The 16,638-nt window shown below is 69.1% G+C and carries 17 protein-coding genes and 2 tRNA genes; 9 read left to right on the forward strand and 10 right to left on the reverse strand.

Going from position 1 to position 16,638, the window contains the following annotated elements; genetic code table 11:
- Nucleotides 1-16 precede the first annotated feature (16 nt).
- From AW270_RS17950 to AW270_RS17960, 3 genes are all read left to right on the forward strand, one after another.
- Nucleotides 17-325 carry a hypothetical protein gene (locus AW270_RS17950; RefSeq protein ID WP_061295516.1) on the forward strand — a complete coding sequence of 103 codons (309 nt, stop codon included), beginning with the start codon at nucleotides 17-19 and terminating at the stop codon, nucleotides 323-325.
- A 160-nt stretch (nucleotides 326-485) separates the two neighbouring features.
- Complete coding sequence (locus tag AW270_RS17955; RefSeq protein ID WP_061295518.1) at nucleotides 486-1,226, forward strand: EcsC family protein; 741 nt, start codon at nucleotides 486-488, stop codon at nucleotides 1,224-1,226.
- Nucleotides 1,227-1,267: 41 nt separating this feature from the next.
- Complete coding sequence (locus tag AW270_RS17960) at nucleotides 1,268-1,957, forward strand: sulfotransferase family protein (protein WP_218009256.1); 690 nt, start codon at nucleotides 1,268-1,270, stop codon at nucleotides 1,955-1,957.
- On the opposite strand, the gene AW270_RS17965 is transcribed toward AW270_RS17960, so the two are convergent.
- Both AW270_RS17965 and AW270_RS17970 read right to left on the reverse strand, forming a co-directional pair.
- A complete protein-coding gene (locus AW270_RS17965; RefSeq protein ID WP_169807329.1) occupies nucleotides 1,941-2,747 on the reverse strand; it encodes a 5'-methylthioadenosine/S-adenosylhomocysteine nucleosidase family protein in 807 nt (268 codons plus the stop codon). The genes AW270_RS17960 and AW270_RS17965 overlap by 17 nt on opposite strands.
- Before the next feature lie 29 nt (nucleotides 2,748-2,776).
- On the reverse strand, nucleotides 2,777-4,477 hold the full coding sequence (locus AW270_RS17970) for an AbeC-like domain-containing protein (protein WP_061295524.1): 1,701 nt from the start codon (nucleotides 4,475-4,477) through the stop codon (nucleotides 2,777-2,779).
- A gap of 116 nt (nucleotides 4,478-4,593) precedes the next feature.
- Here AW270_RS17970 and AW270_RS17975 point away from each other — a divergent pair, with 116 nt between their 5' ends.
- Entirely contained in the window at nucleotides 4,594-5,271 is a 678-nt protein-coding gene (locus AW270_RS17975) for an NUDIX hydrolase (RefSeq protein ID WP_439649059.1), read from the forward strand.
- 6 nt (nucleotides 5,272-5,277) lie between these two features.
- Here the strand turns inward: AW270_RS17975 and AW270_RS17980 are convergent, their stop codons facing one another.
- From AW270_RS17980 to AW270_RS17995, 4 genes are read right to left on the reverse strand one after another with little or no spacing between them, the layout of a single operon-like run.
- The gene (locus tag AW270_RS17980; RefSeq protein WP_063819240.1) at nucleotides 5,278-5,901 is read right to left on the reverse strand and encodes a DUF305 domain-containing protein; all 624 of its coding nucleotides are present in this window, start codon (nucleotides 5,899-5,901) and stop codon (nucleotides 5,278-5,280) included.
- Nucleotides 5,898-6,731 (reverse strand): aminotransferase class IV, encoded by an 834-nt coding sequence (locus AW270_RS17985; RefSeq protein WP_061295531.1) that lies wholly within the window; start codon nucleotides 6,729-6,731, stop codon nucleotides 5,898-5,900. The genes AW270_RS17980 and AW270_RS17985 overlap by 4 nt, the downstream gene beginning before the upstream one ends.
- Before the next feature lie 9 nt (nucleotides 6,732-6,740).
- Nucleotides 6,741-7,739 (reverse strand): chorismate-binding protein, encoded by a 999-nt coding sequence (locus AW270_RS17990; protein WP_061295534.1) that lies wholly within the window; start codon nucleotides 7,737-7,739, stop codon nucleotides 6,741-6,743.
- Nucleotides 7,691-8,632 carry a LysR family transcriptional regulator gene (locus AW270_RS17995; protein ID WP_061295537.1) on the reverse strand — a complete coding sequence of 314 codons (942 nt, stop codon included), beginning with the start codon at nucleotides 8,630-8,632 and terminating at the stop codon, nucleotides 7,691-7,693. Before AW270_RS17995 ends, AW270_RS17990 begins: the two co-directional genes overlap by 49 nt.
- A 149-nt stretch (nucleotides 8,633-8,781) precedes the next feature.
- Between AW270_RS17995 and AW270_RS41260 the strand changes: the two genes are divergently transcribed.
- Nucleotides 8,782-9,603, forward strand: coding sequence for an NAD(P)-dependent oxidoreductase (locus AW270_RS41260; RefSeq protein ID WP_157522168.1), 822 nt, complete (start codon nucleotides 8,782-8,784; stop codon nucleotides 9,601-9,603).
- Nucleotides 9,600-9,986 carry a RidA family protein gene (locus AW270_RS41265; protein ID WP_061295544.1) on the forward strand — a complete coding sequence of 129 codons (387 nt, stop codon included), beginning with the start codon at nucleotides 9,600-9,602 and terminating at the stop codon, nucleotides 9,984-9,986. Before AW270_RS41260 ends, AW270_RS41265 begins: the two co-directional genes overlap by 4 nt.
- 81 nt (nucleotides 9,987-10,067) lie before the next feature.
- On the opposite strand, the gene hutH is transcribed toward AW270_RS41265, so the two are convergent.
- Nucleotides 10,068-11,609, reverse strand: coding sequence for a histidine ammonia-lyase (hutH, locus tag AW270_RS18010; RefSeq protein ID WP_061295549.1), 1,542 nt, complete (start codon nucleotides 11,607-11,609; stop codon nucleotides 10,068-10,070).
- 121 nt (nucleotides 11,610-11,730) lie between these two features.
- Here hutH and AW270_RS18015 point away from each other — a divergent pair.
- Together AW270_RS18015 and AW270_RS18020 are read left to right on the forward strand one after the other, a co-directional pair.
- Nucleotides 11,731-11,802, forward strand: a tRNA-Gly gene (locus AW270_RS18015).
- 13 nt (nucleotides 11,803-11,815) lie between these two features.
- Nucleotides 11,816-11,890, forward strand: a tRNA-Val gene (locus AW270_RS18020).
- Between the two features lie 848 nt (nucleotides 11,891-12,738).
- Here AW270_RS18020 and AW270_RS18025 read toward each other — a convergent pair.
- Nucleotides 12,739-13,938, reverse strand: coding sequence for a M28 family metallopeptidase (locus tag AW270_RS18025; RefSeq protein WP_245674751.1), 1,200 nt, complete (start codon nucleotides 13,936-13,938; stop codon nucleotides 12,739-12,741).
- 1,063 nt (nucleotides 13,939-15,001) lie between these two features.
- Nucleotides 15,002-15,769 (reverse strand): class I SAM-dependent DNA methyltransferase, encoded by a 768-nt coding sequence (locus AW270_RS18030; RefSeq protein WP_061295552.1) that lies wholly within the window; start codon nucleotides 15,767-15,769, stop codon nucleotides 15,002-15,004.
- Nucleotides 15,770-15,882: 113 nt separating this feature from the next.
- Between AW270_RS18030 and AW270_RS18035 the strand changes: the two genes are divergently transcribed.
- On the forward strand, nucleotides 15,883-16,266 hold the full coding sequence (locus AW270_RS18035; protein WP_061295555.1) for an ArsR/SmtB family transcription factor: 384 nt from the start codon (nucleotides 15,883-15,885) through the stop codon (nucleotides 16,264-16,266).
- Here AW270_RS18035 and AW270_RS18040 read toward each other — a convergent pair.
- Nucleotides 16,263-16,586, reverse strand: coding sequence for an ArsR/SmtB family transcription factor (locus AW270_RS18040; RefSeq protein ID WP_061295562.1), 324 nt, complete (start codon nucleotides 16,584-16,586; stop codon nucleotides 16,263-16,265). The genes AW270_RS18035 and AW270_RS18040 overlap by 4 nt on opposite strands.
- Between the last annotated feature and the right edge of the window lie 52 nt (nucleotides 16,587-16,638).

Raw genomic sequence — 16,638 nt, forward strand, 5'->3', positions numbered from 1 at the left:
GGCCGAGAGGCCGCGCATGTCCCGCACCATCCACCACGTCCCGCCGAAACACCGCCGGACGCCATCCACCCACTGGATCTTCGCGCTCCGGTACGCGAACTCCGCGACGCCGTCGAGGGTGACCCGCGTCGTTCGTGTACGGCTCTACGCGCGCGTCTACGGCGATCCGTCCATCGCGCGCTGGGCCGCCGAATCCCACCGGCGCCGGCGCGCGGCCGACCGGGTGACGGCACGAACGGCTCTCCAGTTCCTCAGAGCCGACATCGGGGCCGAGATCGAGTTCACCGACCCCCGCCATCGCCACGACGCCTGCTGGATCGCTTAAGTCAGCTCTATATGGTGAGTTGATTCCACTACAGAGGTGATGACTGTCCGTCGGGACGGGAAGCAGCGTCGTTTCGGCCCTGAATGAATTCCGGGCACTCGCCAACAGCGGAACAACCTCCGAGACTCGTGACAATCGTCCAGGTACGGAGGGGGTTTCGATGTCCGAGATGGCCATGAAGGTGGGTAACGGTTTCATCGTCGCGTTCGAGAAGCTGGGCGTGAGCCCGGACATGGCCGAGCGGGGCGCCGAGCGTTATTCGTCGGTCGACTCCTGGCGTAAGTCGCAGATCGCGCAGACGGTGTCGGTCGGGGCCGGATCGATGCTGATCCCGGGGCACCACCACGTGATGGTCATGACCGCCGACTTCTCGGTGATCATGCACAAGATGGCGATCATGACGTGGGGCATCGGCTACAAGATGGGGGTGCCGGTCGACGCGCGCACCGACCTGGCGAACGTGCTGGCGTTATGGTCGCACGCGATCTCCGAGTCCGACCTCGGGGAGGTGCTCGCGCTCGGCAGCGCGGCCATCCTGACCGGGGCGGGGATGGTGGCGCTCGGCGTCCAGCACATGGGCGCGACGGGGTTCGCCAACGCGGTGGCGGTGCAGATCGTCAGCAAGTCGGCGGGGGCCACGGCGGGCGCGCTGGTGAGCAAGGTCGGCGGGAAGGGCGCGGGCAAGGCCGTCTCGAAGGTGACCGGCAAGCTGGCGGCCCAGGCGATGCAGACGGTCGCGCCGAACCTTGGGGCGAAGGTGGCGGCGCAGATGGGGGCCAAGCACGTCGGCGGCTGGATCCCGATCGTCGGCGCGGTGGTCGGCGGCGGCATCAACTACTGGATCATGTCGTCGATGGCGGACGCCGCGCAGACCTACTACCGGCACAAGGCCCGCGCCTGACCCGGCGTGTCTGCCCGGTGACCCGCCCGTGATCGATGATCATGGTGGTCGTGGACGTCATCGGCGCCGGGTTCGGGCGGACCGGCACCCTGTCCCTCAAAGCCGCTCTCGAGCTGCTGGGATTCGGGCCGTGCTACCACATGGCCGACATCGTCGAACATCCGCGCCGCGTCAGGCAGTGGCTCGACGTCGGCGACGGCAGGACCGCCGACTGGGACGCGATCTTCCGGGGCTTCCGGTCGGCGGTCGACTTCCCCGCCGTCTCCTACTGGCGGGAGCTGACCGGCCACTACCCCGCCGCCAAGGTCATCCTGACCGTACGAGACCCGGACGCCTGGTACGAGAGCGCCCAGCAGACGATCTTCCACCACCAGATCGAGCCGCGGCAGCTCTGGCGGCGGCTGGTGCACCGCCTGGTCCTCAAGCGGGTGCCCGACTACGCGCAGTTCCCCCTGATGGCCTGGACGACCGTGGCCGCGCGGGTCTTCGACGGCCGCCTGGACGACCGGGACCACTGCATCGAGGTCTTCCGCCGCCACAACGAGGAGGTCCGGGCGACGATCCCGGCCGAACGGCTGCTGGTCTTCGAGTGCCGCCAGGGCTGGGAGCCGCTGTGCCGGTTCCTCGGCGTGCCGATCCCGGACGTGCCGTTCCCCCACGTCAACGACCGGACGGAGTTCGCCCGGAAGCAGCCGTGGCGGGAACTGCGGCTGCTCATCCGGGGGCGTTGATCACCAGGTAGGGCAGCAGTTCCCTCAGGGTGAGGGCCGCGTGGGTGGCCGCCCGTTCGTGTTCACCGTAGTGGCGATCAGGACCCGCACGGTCGGAGATACCCCTGACGACCACCCACCCCTGGGCAGTGTTGTCGCCGGCCTGTTCGTAGAAGGCCTGGGTGAACCCACCCGCCTCCATGTCCACGGCGAGGATCTTGTCGTTGTACGCCTGCAGGTGCCGGACGATCTCCGACTCCTCCACGGCGATCACCGCTTCTCCGGAACCGATCGGGCTCTGGTGCACGCGGAACCCGGAGACCACGGCGGGTTCGCCCTTGTCGACGAAGAAATCGTTGACGGCGTTGACGACGTGCGCCGACGAAGGCTTCTCGTCCGACCTGTGCCTGGTCCCGCTTGCGGTCTTCTTGCGCAGGTCGTAGTAGACGACGCTGGTCGCGATGACGACGTCGCCGATCTCGACGTCCTTATGGATCCCCCCGGCGATGCCCGTGAGGGCGATCACCGGCGGGTTGAACATCCGCTGCAGGTTCTGGCACGCCATGATGACCGACCGGTTGCCCTGGGCGAGGGTCTGCAGCGCCGCGACGCGAGTGCCTTCGACCGTGCCCTCATGGAAGCGCAGTGTCCCCGATCGCCGCGGCACCAAGCCGAGCCGGTCGCGTACGGCCTGCGTCTCCAGCGGCTTCATGGTGATGACACCGAGGTCGGCGAGCCGCTCCGGGCGAGACGACCAGCCGCTCGCGTGGTAGGTGGCGTTGGGGCCGACGGCACTGTGATTCACGTTCACAGTGCCCCCATGGCTGACGATGCCGCTGTTCATTCGTGAGCTCCCTCTCCGGGTCTGCCGTCGTCCCTGACGTCGTTGCGGTACTGCGAGTTGGGTCCCACGGCGGAATCGTTGATCTCGACCCGGCCGCCCATGTTGAGCACTCCGGCGTTGATGATCGAGGCCGCGCGCTCAGTGAGGTCCTCGATGTCGATCTTCCTGTCGTCCAGGAAGACTTCGATGGTCTTGAACAGGTGCAACTCGATGACCTTCATGTGGTCGAGGACCAGCACCTTGTCCAGTTCGGCCCGCTTCCAAGGGGTGGAGCGGTTCTCCCGCACACTCAACCTCGGTCCGGTGGTGGCCGGCCTTCCGTCCCGGGCATGTCTGATCGCCCGAAGCGCCCCCGTCGCCGTCTTGATGCCTGAGCCCAGGCGCACCACGCTCGCGATCTCCCGCGGCAGGTCGGCCAGAGCCAGGAGTACGGTTCGGACCACCTCGCCCGGCCGCATCGCACCGTGCCGATCGGAGAGATGCAACTCAGTCGGTGTACGAGTGAGCGCACAGGCGGCGAAGTCGATGCTGAGTGTGCCGCCCTTGACCGTGACGCGCAGGAAGACCGTGGTCACGACCTCGCCGGTGGCGGATGTGGTGATCTCCAGGAAGTGGTGCCGCAGCCCGTAAGGACGGTCGATGACGTCGTCGATCTCGGTGGGATCGGGCGCCTGTGACAACCAGGGTCGAGGCTCTGTGATGTCCTCTTCGGCGACGAACAGACGGTCGGCGACCCGGAATCCGGGCAGCGCCTCGGAACCCCTGGGGTCGCCTACGAGGACGATCGAACGTCGCAACTCCCCCACCAGCTCGTGCGGCTCGAAGCGGGGGGAGTCGAGGTCCAGCTTGGTGACCTTGTCCTTCAGCTGGATGACGACGGGAGGCAGCCATCGATGGACCAGGAAGCCCGCGCCGACGAACGGGCTCACCCCTTGCTCCAGGAGCGGCTCGGGTTTCTCCTCCTCTTCCAGCGACGGTGTGGTCCGGCCGCGCCGCGACTGCTTCTTCGACGGGGGAGCCGCGCGGGTGTAGACGACCACGGGGTGCTTCTCCTGACGCGCGATGTCGGCCAGTCGCGCCGACATCCGCCCGTCGAGTCTGTCGGCCGACTGCAGTGCGCCCAGATAGATCCGTACCGAGGTCGCCCGTATGACGACCACGGTCGCCAGCAGCAGGGTCAGCAGCGCGGCCAGCCGCAGCATGTGCCCGGCGGGCGTACCGTGCAGCGCGCTCACCACGAACGGGAGGAGCATCAGCACGATGAGGCCGGTGAGTCCGACCCGGATGAGCCGCTTGTGCTCCCGCAAGGCGTCTGTCTCACTGCGCCAGCGAACGCGATGGAGGAACTCGTCGGCCCTGGCTTTGGCCTGCTCCCGGACCAGCGCGCCGCCGTTCACCAAGGCAAGCCGGGCGAACGCCACCATCCCGATCGCGCACCCCGCCCCGATCAGCGCGGGCGGGTTCACCGCCCAGCCCGTGACGACGATCAGTAGAACCGCCGTGTGCTGGACGTGTTCGAGTCGCCAAGCGCGCCAGGCATGCCGGACGACCGGAACGAGGTCGAACCCGTAGGACGGGGCGATCATGTGCCGGGTGTCGTTGTGCACCTGGTGCAGTACCTGGGTGCGGAAATTCCGGTCCAGGTAAACCCCCGCACAAAGGTGACGGGTGGCGGTGTCCGGACGGAGGGTGCGCATGACGACCTCCTTTAGGTCAGTTCGACCATAAATGAGAGGCTATTTCGGGTCAAGGTGACCTTTATCGGTAAAGTGTGGCGATGAGCACGGTCCGTCCGCCCCGTTCCCACGTCCAGGTGACCGCTGACCTGGTGATCCTCACCGTTCGCACAGGTGAGCTCCACGTCTTGCTGATCGATCGGGGCAACCCGCCCTACCTGGGACAACCTGCTCTGCCTGGTGGCTTCGTACGGGATGGCGAGACCCTCGACCAGGCGGCGTACCGCGAGATGGCCGAGGAGACCGGCCTCCACGAGGGCGAGGTCGTCCTGGAGCAGCTGCGCGCCTACAGCAAGCCGGACCGTGATCCGCGTGGCCGCGTGATCACTGTCGCCTACCTGGCGCTCAGCCCCGAACTGCCGCTACCGGTCGCGGGCACCGACGCGGCCGAGGCGCGCTGGGTACTCGTCGAGGAGGCGCTCGCCACCGAGTTGGCCTTCGACCACAACGAGATCCTGCGTGACTGCCTGGAAGCCGCGCGAGTGCGGCTCGAACACACGACGGCGGCGGCGGTCTTCTGCCGGGAACCGTTCACGGTCGCCGATCTGCGCCATGTCTACGAGGCGGTCTGGGGACAGCGGCTCGACCCGAGCAATTTCCGCCGCAAAGTGACCAAGACGGCGGGTTTCATCGAGCCGACGGGCGGACGGCGTTTCCCCGACGTCGGCCGTCCGGCCGCGCTCTACACGCGCGGAAGCGCGACCTTGCTGGTGCCGCCGCTGTTGCGGACGGGCGCTGAAGAACCTCAGCATTGAGTCGATTCAGCTCGCCTGGATCGATCGCATCCGGCCGATCTCGATCTGCTGGCCCGTGACGATGTCCATGGCCAGGGTCGTCATGAGCCGGTCGCGGCCGTCTCTGAGTTCGCCTCCGGCCATGCTCAGAGCGCCCTCGTGGTGGCGGATCATCAGCTTCAGGAACAGCCGGTCGAACGCCTCGCCGCGTGCGCCCCGCAAGTCGTTCATCTCGGCCAGGGAGGCCATGCCGTAGCCGGTCAGGTGGGCGTGACCGGCCGGGACTTCGCGGCCCAGCCGGGTCAGCCAGCCGGTCAGCACGCCGATCTCGGGCCGCTGGGCGGCCTCGATGCGTCTGGCCAGGGCCTTGACCTGCTCGTCGGCGGCGCGGTCGGGGGCCAGGCCGGTCATCTCCAGCGCCTGCCGGTGGTGGCCGATCATGCCCTCTGCGAAGCGCACGTCGGCGGCGGAGACGTCCGTGCCGTAGGTGCCCAGCGTCTGGCCGGGGGTGGCGACGGCGCCGCTTTCGCCGGGGGCTCCCGGCAGCACGACCGGCGGTCCCGAGCCGGCCACGACGGGCCGGGGGTCGTCGCCGCCGGGCGAGCAGGCGGCCACCGCCAGGAGGGCGATGGCCGCTAACGCGTGTCTCACGGGTCGAGGTCGTCGGCCGAACGGGCCGCGAAGGCGGCCATCGCCGCCTTCGTCACCGGGCCGGGGCCCACCGGGAGCGCCTTGCCGTCGACGAGGCCGATCGGCTGGATGTCGCGGGTCGTCGAGGTCAGGAAGGCCTCTTCGGCGTCGTAGAGGGCCGCGAGGGGGACGTCCTCCTCGACCGCGTCGGGGTACCACTCCAGGGCCAGGGCCCGGGTGACGCCCGCGAGGCAGCCCGACGACAGGGTCGGGGTGATCAGGCGGCCCCCGCTGACGATGAAGATGTTGCTGCCGGTGCCCTCGCAGAGGTTGCCGGCCAGGTTCTCGAAGATGGCCTCGCCGCCGCCGCGCTCCTTGGCGTAGGCCAGGGCCTTGGCGTTGTCGCCGTAGGAAGTCGACTTGACGCCCGAGAGGGCGCCGCGCTCGTTGCGGGGCCAGGGGACCACGACGACGTCGGCGGTGACCGGGAAGGGCTTCTGCTCGCCGACGATGATGATCGTGTTGGTGCCGTCGGAGCCCCGGTCGCTGCCCAGCGGGCCCGGACCGCTCGTGTACGTGATGCGGATGCGCCCCAGCGGCCACTGCGGCGCGGCGGCGACCGTCGCGCGGACACCGTCGGCGATGGCGGCGGTGTCGGGCTCGGGGAGGTCCATGCGCTTGGCCGACAGGGCGAGGCGGTCGAGGTGGCGGGTGAGGGCGAAGACCTCACCGTTCATCACCTTGATCGTCTCGAAGACGCCGTCGCCGACCATGAGCCCGTGGTCGAAGACGGAGACGACCGCCTTCTCCGGGGCGATGAGGTCGCCGTTGACCCAGATGGGAACCGCCATGTGACCGTTTTACCCTTCGTCTGAGCGGGATGCGAGCGCGATGAGCCGGGACGCCTTCAGCTCCGTCTCGCGCCATTCATGCCCGGGGTCGGAGCCCCAGGTGATGCCGGCGCCGGTGCCGAAGCGGATCTCCTCACCGGCGATCCAGAAGGTGCGGATGCCCACCGCCAGGGCGGCCTCGCGCCGATCGGCGTCGACCCAGCCCACCGCCCCACAGTATGGCCCCCGGGGCGCTGGTTCGAGCGCATTGATGATGCTCAGCGCGGACGATTTCGGCGCACCCGTGACGGAACCGGGCGGGAAGGTGGCGGCGAAGATCTCCGGCCACGACCTTTCGGTCCGGGCCTGGACGGTCGACACGAGGTGCACCAGCCCGGGATGCTCCTCCACCACGCAGAGCTCGGGAACCGTGACGGAGCCGACGTCGGCGACGATGCCCAGGTCGTTGCGGACCAGATCGACGATCATCACGTTCTCGGCGTAGTCCTTCTCCAGCAGGTCGCCTGCCGTCCTCCCGGTGCCCTTGATCGGCCTGGACGTGATCACCGCGCCGTCCCGCCCGAGGTAGAGCTCCGGTGAGGCGGACACCACAGTGAGACCCGGCACGTGGATCACCGCCGAGTGGGGCGCGGGGTTCCCCTCGGCCAGCAGGCCCGCCAGCGCCAGCGGATCGCTCCGCACGGGAAGGGGCGCGGTCAGCACCCGGCACAGATTGGCCTGGTAGACCTCTCCCCGCTCGATGTGCGAGCGGATGGCCCGGACCCCCGACTCGTAGCCCGCCTGGTCGAGGGACGAGCGCCACTCGGAGCGGCGCGGGCCGATCCACGGGCCCCTGGGCGCGGGGAGCGGCGCGGGCCGGACGTCGTCGAACCGGGCCAGGGTGACCTTGCCCTCGAACTCGACCACCACGGCCCACCAGCCGCCCGAGTCGAGGGCGGCCAGATCGGTGGCGACGTCGCTCAGGCCGGTGGCCAGACGGCCCGCGACGTGGGCGAAGGCGTCGTGCATCCGGCCATTCTCCCAGCAGCCCCGGCGAGCACTCGCGCCAGTTCCCGTGCGGCGGGCAGGGGGGCGCGCGGCAGCGCGGCGAACACGGTCCGGCGCGGGGCCTGCTGGGCGATCGGGCGCAGCACCAGGTCGGGGCGCATGCCCTGGGTCGCCAGGGCCGGTACGAGGGTCACGCCCAGCCCCGCCGCGACGAAGCCGAGCTTGCCCGTCCACTCCCCCACGCGCATGCTCACCCTCGGGGTGAACCCGGCGGTGGCGCACGCGGCGGCGAGCATGAGGTTCTGGCCGGGCCGGGCGCCCTCGATCCAGTTGTCGTCGCGCAGGTCGCGCAGGTCGACGACCTCCTGGGCGGCGAGCCGGTGACCGGCGGGGAGGCCGACGAGGAACTCCTCCTCCAGCAGGGGTTCCAGGACGATCGAGGGCGGGGTGTCGAGCCCGGCCGGGTAGTCGCTGACCACGGCGACGTCGATCGCGCCCTCGTCGAGCCGGTCGACGAGGTGTCGCGTCAGGCCCTCGACGAGGGTGGTGTCGACGCCGGGGAACTCGCGGGCGTAGTCCTTGAGCGCGGTGGGGACCAGGGCGGCGTTGGCGGTGGCGAAGGCGCCCACCCTCAGGCGCCCGCCGGTCCCCTGGTGGATGGCGGCGAGCTCCTCGTTCACCCGCTGGAGGCGTTCGAGCACGTCACGGGTGTGCCGGTGGAGGGTGGCGCCGGCGGGGGTGAGGCGGACGCCCCGGGGCAGGCGCTCGAAGAGCGGGCCGCCGGCGCGGGCCTCGATGGCGGCGACGCGCCGGGAGACGGCGGACTGCGTGTACTGGAGCTCCGCCGCCGCGGCCGTGAAGGAGCCCAGCCGGGCCACCGCGTCGATCAGGCGCAGGGCGTCGGTGTCGAACACCTGACCTCCTGTTTGTCCGGGCAGATTCACAGCGCGAGCCACGGCCGGCCTGCGGCCGTCCGCGTCTCGCTTTGGGTATTCCATGCACGCATGCCTTCCATGAAATGTACGCGCTGGTGGAATACCTTGGCCGGGGCTAGGGTCGAAATGTGATCGCTTTTCTGGGATTGGGGAACATGGGTTCCCCCATGGCCCGCCGCCTCGTCGCCGCGGGCCAGAAGGTGACCGTCTGGAACCGCACGCGGAAGGAGCTCCCCGGCGCGGCCGTGGCCGACTCCCCCGCCGAGGCGGTGTCGGGGGCCGAGATCGTCATCTCGATGCTGTCCAACCCCGCCGCCGTCGCGGAGGTGGTCGAGGCGGCCAAGGCAGGGCTGTCGGCGGGGACGATCTGGGTGGATATGTCCACCATCGGCCCCGACGCCGTCGCCGAGGTGCGCGCGCAGCTCCCCGACGACGTGGCGCTGGTCGACGCGCCGGTGCTCGGGACCGTCGGCCCCGCCACGGAGGGCAAGCTGCGGGTGATCGCGGGGGGCGAGACGGCCGACTTCGAGCGGGTCCAGGGCGTGCTGGGGGTGTTCGGCACCGTCCACCACTATGGGGCGCTGGGCGCCGGGGCGAAGATGAAGCTCGCCGTGATGGCCGGGCAGCTGTCGGTGCAGGTGCTGCTGGCCGAGAACCTCGCCTACGTGCAGCGGCTCGGGCTCTCCGCCAATGACTACTTCGACCTGCTCGACGTGACCCTCCTCGGCGCGGCCGGTGAGCGGCTGCGTCCGGTGGTCGAGGACGGCGTGCCGGAGACCCGGTTCAAGCTCGCCCTCGCCGCCAAGGACCTCACCCTGGCCACCGAGGGCCCCGGCGAGGTGCAGACCCTCACCGCCGCCGCGCGCGACCGGTTCGCCCAGGCCGCCGAGGCCGGCCACGGCGACGGGGACGTCACGGGCATCGTGCCGGCCCTGCTGGAACTGCCGTGAAGGTCCTGAACCCGGCGGCCGTCCCGGCCACCAACGGGCGGTACTCGCACGCCGCCCTCGCCGGGGGCCTGCTGTTCGTGTCCGGGCAGGTGGCCGTGGCCGACGGCCAGGTCATCGCCCCTGGCGACATGACCAGGCAGTCCGAGGTCGTGTACGAGCACCTCCGGCTCATCCTCGAAGACCAGGGGTGCACCTTCGGGGACGTCGTCCATGTCCGGACCTTCCTGACGGACATGGACGCGCTGCTCGACCACGCGGCCGTGCGGGGGCGGTACATGCCGTCGCCGCCCCCGGCGAGCACGACCGTCGAGGTGTCCCGGCTGTTCATGCCCGGGTTGGTGGTCGAGGTGGAACTGGTGGCCGACGTCTCGGCGCGCGGCTAGCGCGGCCGGTCGGCGCCGGGTGCGGCGGGATCGCGGTGCGGCGAGCGGCGCGGGGGCAGGCTTGCCGTAACGGAGAATCTCCTAACCGAGCGGGCCCGTCACGGTCTCGACGGCCTCGACCAGCGCGCCCGAGGCGACCAGGCGCACCGCCGCCTCGATCTCCGGGGCGAGGAACCGGTCGGGGCCGGGGCCCGCCACCGACGCGCGGAGGGCGGCGAGCGCCGCGCCGGTCCCGGGCGCCGGCCGGTGGGGCGCGCGCAGGTCGAGGGCGCGGGCGGCGGTGAGCGTCTCGATGGCGAGAACCCTGGTCAGGCCGTCGATGGACCTGCGGAGCTTGCGCGCGGCCGACCAGCCCATGGAGACATGATCTTCCTGCATGGCCGACGACGGGATCGAGTCGGCGCTCGCGGGGACCGCCAGGCGCTTGAGCTCGGAGACGATCGCCGCCTGGGTGTACTGGGCGATCATGTGCCCGGAGTCGACACCCGGGTCGTGCGCCAGGAAGGCCGGCAGCCCGTGGCTGCGCGCGACGTCGAGCATGCGGTCGGTGCGCCGCTCGGCCATGGACGCGACGTCGGCGACCGCGATGGCGAGGAAGTCGAGGACATACCCGACGGGCGCGCCGTGGAAGTTGCCGTTCGACTCGACGCGGCCGTCGCGCAGGACGACCGGGTTGTCGATCGCCGACACGAGCTCCCGCTCGGCCACGAGCGCCGCGTGGTCGGCGGTGTCGCGCGCGGCGCCGGCGACCTGCGGGGCGCAGCGGAGCGAGTAGGCGTCCTGGACGCGGGTGCAGGAGCCGTCGCGGTGCGAGGCCATGATCGCCGAGTCCTTGAGCAGGGCCCGCAGGTTGGCGGCGGAGGCCCGCTGACCCGGATGGGGACGCAGTTTCTGCAGGTCGTCGGCGAAGACGGCATCGGTGCCGAGCAGCGCCTCGACGGACATCGCGGCCGAGATGTCGGCCGTTTTGAACAGGTTGGCGAGGTCGGCGAGGGCGAGGATCAGCATGCCGAGCATGCCGTCGGTGCCGTTGATCAGCGCCAGGCCCTCTTTGGCGGCGAGCTCGACCGGCTCGATGCCCGCTTCTTCGAGGGCTTCACCTGTCGGTCTGAGTTCGCCCTTCTCGTCTCTGACCTGGCCTTCGCCCATGATCGTGAGGGCGACGTGGGAGAGGGGGGCGAGGTCGCCGGAGCAGCCCAGGGATCCGTATTCGTGGACGACCGGGGTGATTCTGGCGTTCAGCAGGGATTCCAGGACCTTCGCCGTCTTGGGGCGTACTCCCGTGTGGCCGGTCGCCAGGGTGCGGAGCCGCAGGAGCATGAGGGCGCGGACGACCTCGGTCTCCACCTCCGGGCCGTTGCCCGCGGCGTGGGAGCGGATGAGGCTGCGCTGGAGCTGGGCCCTCAGGCCGGGGTCGATGTGCCGGGTGGCCAGCGCGCCGAAGCCGGTGGAGACGCCGTAGGACGGGGTGTCGCTCTCGGCCAGTTCCTCGATGCGGCCCCGGGAGGCGGCCATCTCGGCGATCGCGTCTTCCGTGACGTGAACCCTGCCGCCTCGGCGGGCTACGTGGACGACGTCCGCGAAGGTCAGGTCTCCGATCTGCACGACTTCGTTGTCGATCATGGCGCTCCCTTGCGATGTAACTATCGTGGAGCATGTTAGCTCCTTACTCGGCGTATCGATTTGGGGAGCGGGCGAAGATTCGCTAGTGTTCTCTGCGTGGCCCGGGGAACCGGGAACGCAAGCGGAAGTGGCTCAGGGGTAGAGCATCACCTTGCCAAGGTGAGGGTCGCGGGTTCGAATCCCGTCTTCCGCTCGGAAGTTCAACTGGACGATTAGCTCAGCGGGAGAGCGCTTCCCTGACACGGAAGAGGTCACAGGTTCAATCCCTGTATCGTCCACCAGGAGATGGAGACCCATGGTCGGCGCTTTTGGCGCCTTCCCTGGGTCTCCTTCCTTTATACGGGGGGCCGACCCCCCGAACCCCCCGATACGAGAGGGCTGACGCCCCCTCGCGCTCCCCCTGGTCCGCTGTCGCGGCCCCTTCGTCGCTTTCGCTCCGGGTCGCTTCGCTCCTTGCGAAGGGCTCCGCCCCTCGCGTTCCCTGGAACGGCCTCGCTTCGCTCGATTGATTGGTCATTTCGCTCATATGCGGGCAGCGCCGTATCGGGACAGCCACCCGCACTTGTTCGAGGCTGATGACGGCACCGATCTCCGTTCACGATGCGTGTTCATGGTGTCGGCACCCTTGGTCAGTTCCGGCTTGATTTGCAGCCGGTAGACCGCTTCGCTTACCCGCGTGCCCGACGAGATCGGCGATGGTCTCGATGGGCACGCCGTTGTCGCTCGTGATCGGCATGAAGGAGTGCCCGACTCCACCCAACGCGGGGAACATCAGAACCTCCATCAGACCGGACCGCCTCATCTTCATAAGCCTGGAGTCTTCAGCGCGGGGCCTTAGCCGGAACGCCTACGCGTGGGCGAAACCCTCGCCGAAAAGGACTCGGGAGGAGCACATCCCGAAGCGACGACGGCGTCCAGATCGAAGAGAGTCTCCAGGTCGTCCGGAGAGGTCGATTGATCGGTCATCTCGCCACTGGCCCGGTGAGTGCGGATCTCATGGTGACTCCAGATCGACGCCGATAGAGACCTGTCCTCGCCTGGCCTGCTCAACCGGGCCGGGAGCCGATGCGCCGCGCAGCGAAAGGGGCCCGTGCCCGCTCGCGCGCAAGACGAGAGCGGGACACCTTCATTAGCGCGTCTCGTGCGCCACTAGCCACACACTGGCGACAAGCAGCCGGGCCGCTGCGGCCAACGTGTCTGATTCGACGCGGTCAGGGGTCTCCGCAGGGGTCTGATAGCCGGGCATGCCCATGCCGACCCCGATCGCGGCGTGCCCGGCTGCGGCGTACCGGCGGTTGTCCGATGCCATGGCCCCCGCCCGCAGCGGCACCCCGGTACGACGCCCGGCTTGATCCAGAACAGCCAGCAGGGCGTGGGCGGGGCCACCGGCCTCGACCGCGGCGGCCTGGTAGAGCTGAGCCGCACCATCCAGGTTGATCACCTGGGTGCCGATCGGCAGGCTCGTCGCGTGGTGCGCCGAGCCCCAGGCGCCGGCTTCTTCCGCGTCCAGGAAGGACACGGCCAGGTCCACCGGCGCGGTCAGGCACTCCTTCACGACGAAGGCCGCTTCCAGCACCGCCGCCACCCCGGAAGCGTTGTCCGCCGCCGCGGGCAGGCGGCACTCGGGGTCATCGCCAACGCCGTCGTAGTGGGCGGTGAGAAGCACTCGTGCCCCGCCCTCGCCGATCGGGAGCCGGGCATGGACATTGGCCGCCCTCGCACTGACGGCTCGTAGCGGCATCGACCCCGTCACCGTCACCTCGCCAGATTCGACGGCGTCGCCGAGCTGCTGGTGGAGGTCAGTGCGGACGGCGATCACCGGCACAGACCGACGAGGCGGACCGGCGATCATCTTGGGCATCCAGCCATCGCCATCCGCACCGCGTGCCATCACCACGCCGACCGCGCCCTCCAGCTCGGCGCGCTGGGCGGTCTGGACCCACTCGTCGGCAGGCGCCAGGACCCACCGGCCATGAAGATCGGTCGCCGTCGACCTGGTCAGCCGTGCCGCGCGAGGCTCGGGGAGGTCGGCCGAGGCCAGATGCTCGACGAAGTCGCGTCGATGTTCGCAGTGGTGGGTTCCCTGACCGTCTGTCCATCGGAGCTCAGGCGTGCGGTAGAGCTCACGAACATCCTTGACGTCGAACGGTTCCAGCCTGACATCAGGACCGAGTTCACGGAGACGGTCGGCGAGCCAGATGCCGGCGGCTTGGCCGCCCGCGGTCCCCACTCGGCGGCCCTGGTAGCGGTCCGCGGCCAACTCGGCCACGGTGGCCCGCATCCGCTGCACGTCGACTCGTTGAAGAGCATCTGACAGCTCAGGCTCCACGGCTCGCTCCCGAGACGACGGCGACTCCGGCCGAGCGGGAGGGTGGGTCATCCGCAGCAGCCGGACGCAGGCGTCGACTCCGGGGCCGGCGCCTTGCCGCAGCACCCCGAGTCCGCCGCCTCCTCAGCCGCAGGCGCACTGCCGCAGCACGACACGGCGGTGGCGCTCACCTCGGCCGGCGCCTCGTCAGTGGTCGCGGGGCTGCCACAGCATCCCCCGGCGGCCGGAGGAGCGAAGGCGTCTTCCAGGTTCCCGATGAATCCACCGACGGCGTCGCTGGTCATGGCGTCCTCCCTCTAGTCGGCACAGCTAGGTCGGCACAGCGACGGGGTTGCCGCTGGCCGGATTCAGCTAGATTTGATAGAGATCAAATCAAGCTCAGTCTTCTCTCTGATTAGAGGGATGTCAAGTTAGAGAAACCTCAAATTAAGGCAGGTATCGGCGAACGAGGGACTACTGTCACTTTCCCGTCCAGGCCAGGTGAAAGACCTCGGGGTGTCGCCCTTCGCCGTGCGATTCATCGGCCTCCGAGGAGGATCCACCCATGGAGAGGGACCACACCGACCGTCCATCCGACTCAGCGCATGAAGTACGTATGGCGTTACGGAGCCCGAGAGGCCGATCGTCCGACCCTGCGACGCTCGGCCTGGACGAGGCCGCTGCCGAACTCACGGCCTGGCTGGACGACCGCCGCACCTTTGACGACCCGCACACTGCGAGCGGGCGGCGCAGAACGCGGCGGGTAGCGGGGTGGCGGCTTCGCCGCATGCCGAGTCGGCGGATGTTGACGTCGCGCTGCGTCCGCCCAGGCGGAATTGGTAGGCGACGGTGAAGCAGCCAAGACCTCCGGTCCAATGCTGGCCGAGCAGACGCCGGTCTCGGGCAGGTCGAGCTGTACGTCCCGGGCGGCTTCCCGGTCGCCGGCCAACGCGGCGACCACCGAGCGCACCTGCCTGTATCCGGTGGCCGGCAGGAACGTCGGGGCGCGCCCATCCGGCTGTTTTGAAGTGCGTCTAAGCAATTCCACACCGCCGCCTGCTTGGACACCTGTCAACGCAAGGCCCTACGACACGGGAGGCCTCCTGGCCACGAACAAGACCCGCTCTTCGTCCTCAGGCTGGTCGACGGGGGTCAAGGGGTGGTCGGGAGTACCGATCACGCAGTCGACCCATCCAGCCGCCGCGACAAGGTCGGCGACGGCCGCCACCGGATGGGCGGTGTTGACGATCGTGGACTCGAACCGGTCGTAACGACCGTCCTCCGCACGCACCACCCCGGAGATCCGGAAGAAGCCGAAGCCCTCCTCCTGGTTCATCGCTCCGCGGAACAGGAACATCGCCGACGGCTCGTCCTTGATCCAGATGCGGTTGATCGCTTCCAGGCCACGCGCGGTTGTCAGGTCGAAGGCGAAGAGCCCGCCCGGCTCCACCGCGTCGTAGACCGACCTCAGGTAAGCGGCGACCCGGTCCAGGTTCCGGAGGTGGTTGGGGATGTCATACGTGGAGAAGGCGAACGGGACCCGCCTGGGCACCGTGAAGTCCGTGGCGTCACCGTGGATGAGAGTGACCTTGTCCTGGACGCTCTTGAATCGCTCCTGCGCGCGATCGAGCATCGCCTTCGAAATGTCGAGGCCCGTGACGCGGTATCCGGCGCGCAGGAAATGCGCGGCGACTATTCCGGTGCCACAGCCGACGTCCAGAACACTTTGCTCGGAGTCAGGAATGAGAGTGGAGGGCAGTCGCAGCAGCGAGCGCGCGATCCGCGTGGGGTAGAAGCTCCAGAATTCGTCATAGATCTTGGCGTGCAGGTCGACGTATGCCTCGGTCGTCATCGCTGGATCCCTTCCCGGAGGTCCTGATTCGAGAAACTTGTATTTATACGATCATCGAATTAGGGGACCGTCAACGGCCTTGCCTCATAGTTAGACAGATGTCAAAATAAAGTATGGCTAACACGGCGTTGGAGCAGGATGCAGCAGGTGCGGCCACCGTTCAGGGATGCTGCACACCCCTGGAGGTAGTACCGCTCGACGCTGCCGGCGCGGTCGACATGGCGAAGATGTTCAAGGCACTGGGCGACCCCATCCGGCTCCGCCTGCTGTCGTTGATCGCCGCGCACCCCGACGGGGAAGTATGCGTCTGCGACTTGACCGGGTTGTTCGATGTTGCCGCACCGACGATCTCCTACCATCTCAAGCATCTACGCGAGGCCGGTCTCGTCGATCACGACCGGCGCGGCACCTGGGTGTACTACCGGCCCGTGCGTGAGCGCATTCACCGCCTGTCTCTCCTGCTGGCCTCATCGGATCTGGCGGTGCCGGCGCCCTAGTCGTTCGCGCGACCGCCGGCCGGGATCGAAAGGACCTCGCTCAGCCGCTCCAGCATCGTGGGGACCACCCAGTAGTAGACCCACGTCCCGCGCCGTTGGCATCCGATGAGGCCTGCCTCCCGGAGGACTCTGAGGTGGTGGGAGATGGTCGGACCGGTCAGGTCGAAGGCCGCGATCAGGTTGTTGACATAGGCCTCTCCTCCGGGGTGGGAAGCGATCAGCGACAGCAGGCGCACCCGAACGGGATCCGACAACGCCTTGAAGGCGGTCGCCACTTCGGCCGCCTGGTCGACGCCTATCGGTTCCGCCGCGAGCGGCATGCAGCAGATCTCAGCCCGCGAACTCAGCTGTTTCGCCACCTGTTCACATTGA

The organism is Herbidospora cretacea (genome assembly GCF_001570605.1).
Lineage (GTDB): Bacteria > Actinomycetota > Actinomycetes > Streptosporangiales > Streptosporangiaceae > Herbidospora > Herbidospora cretacea.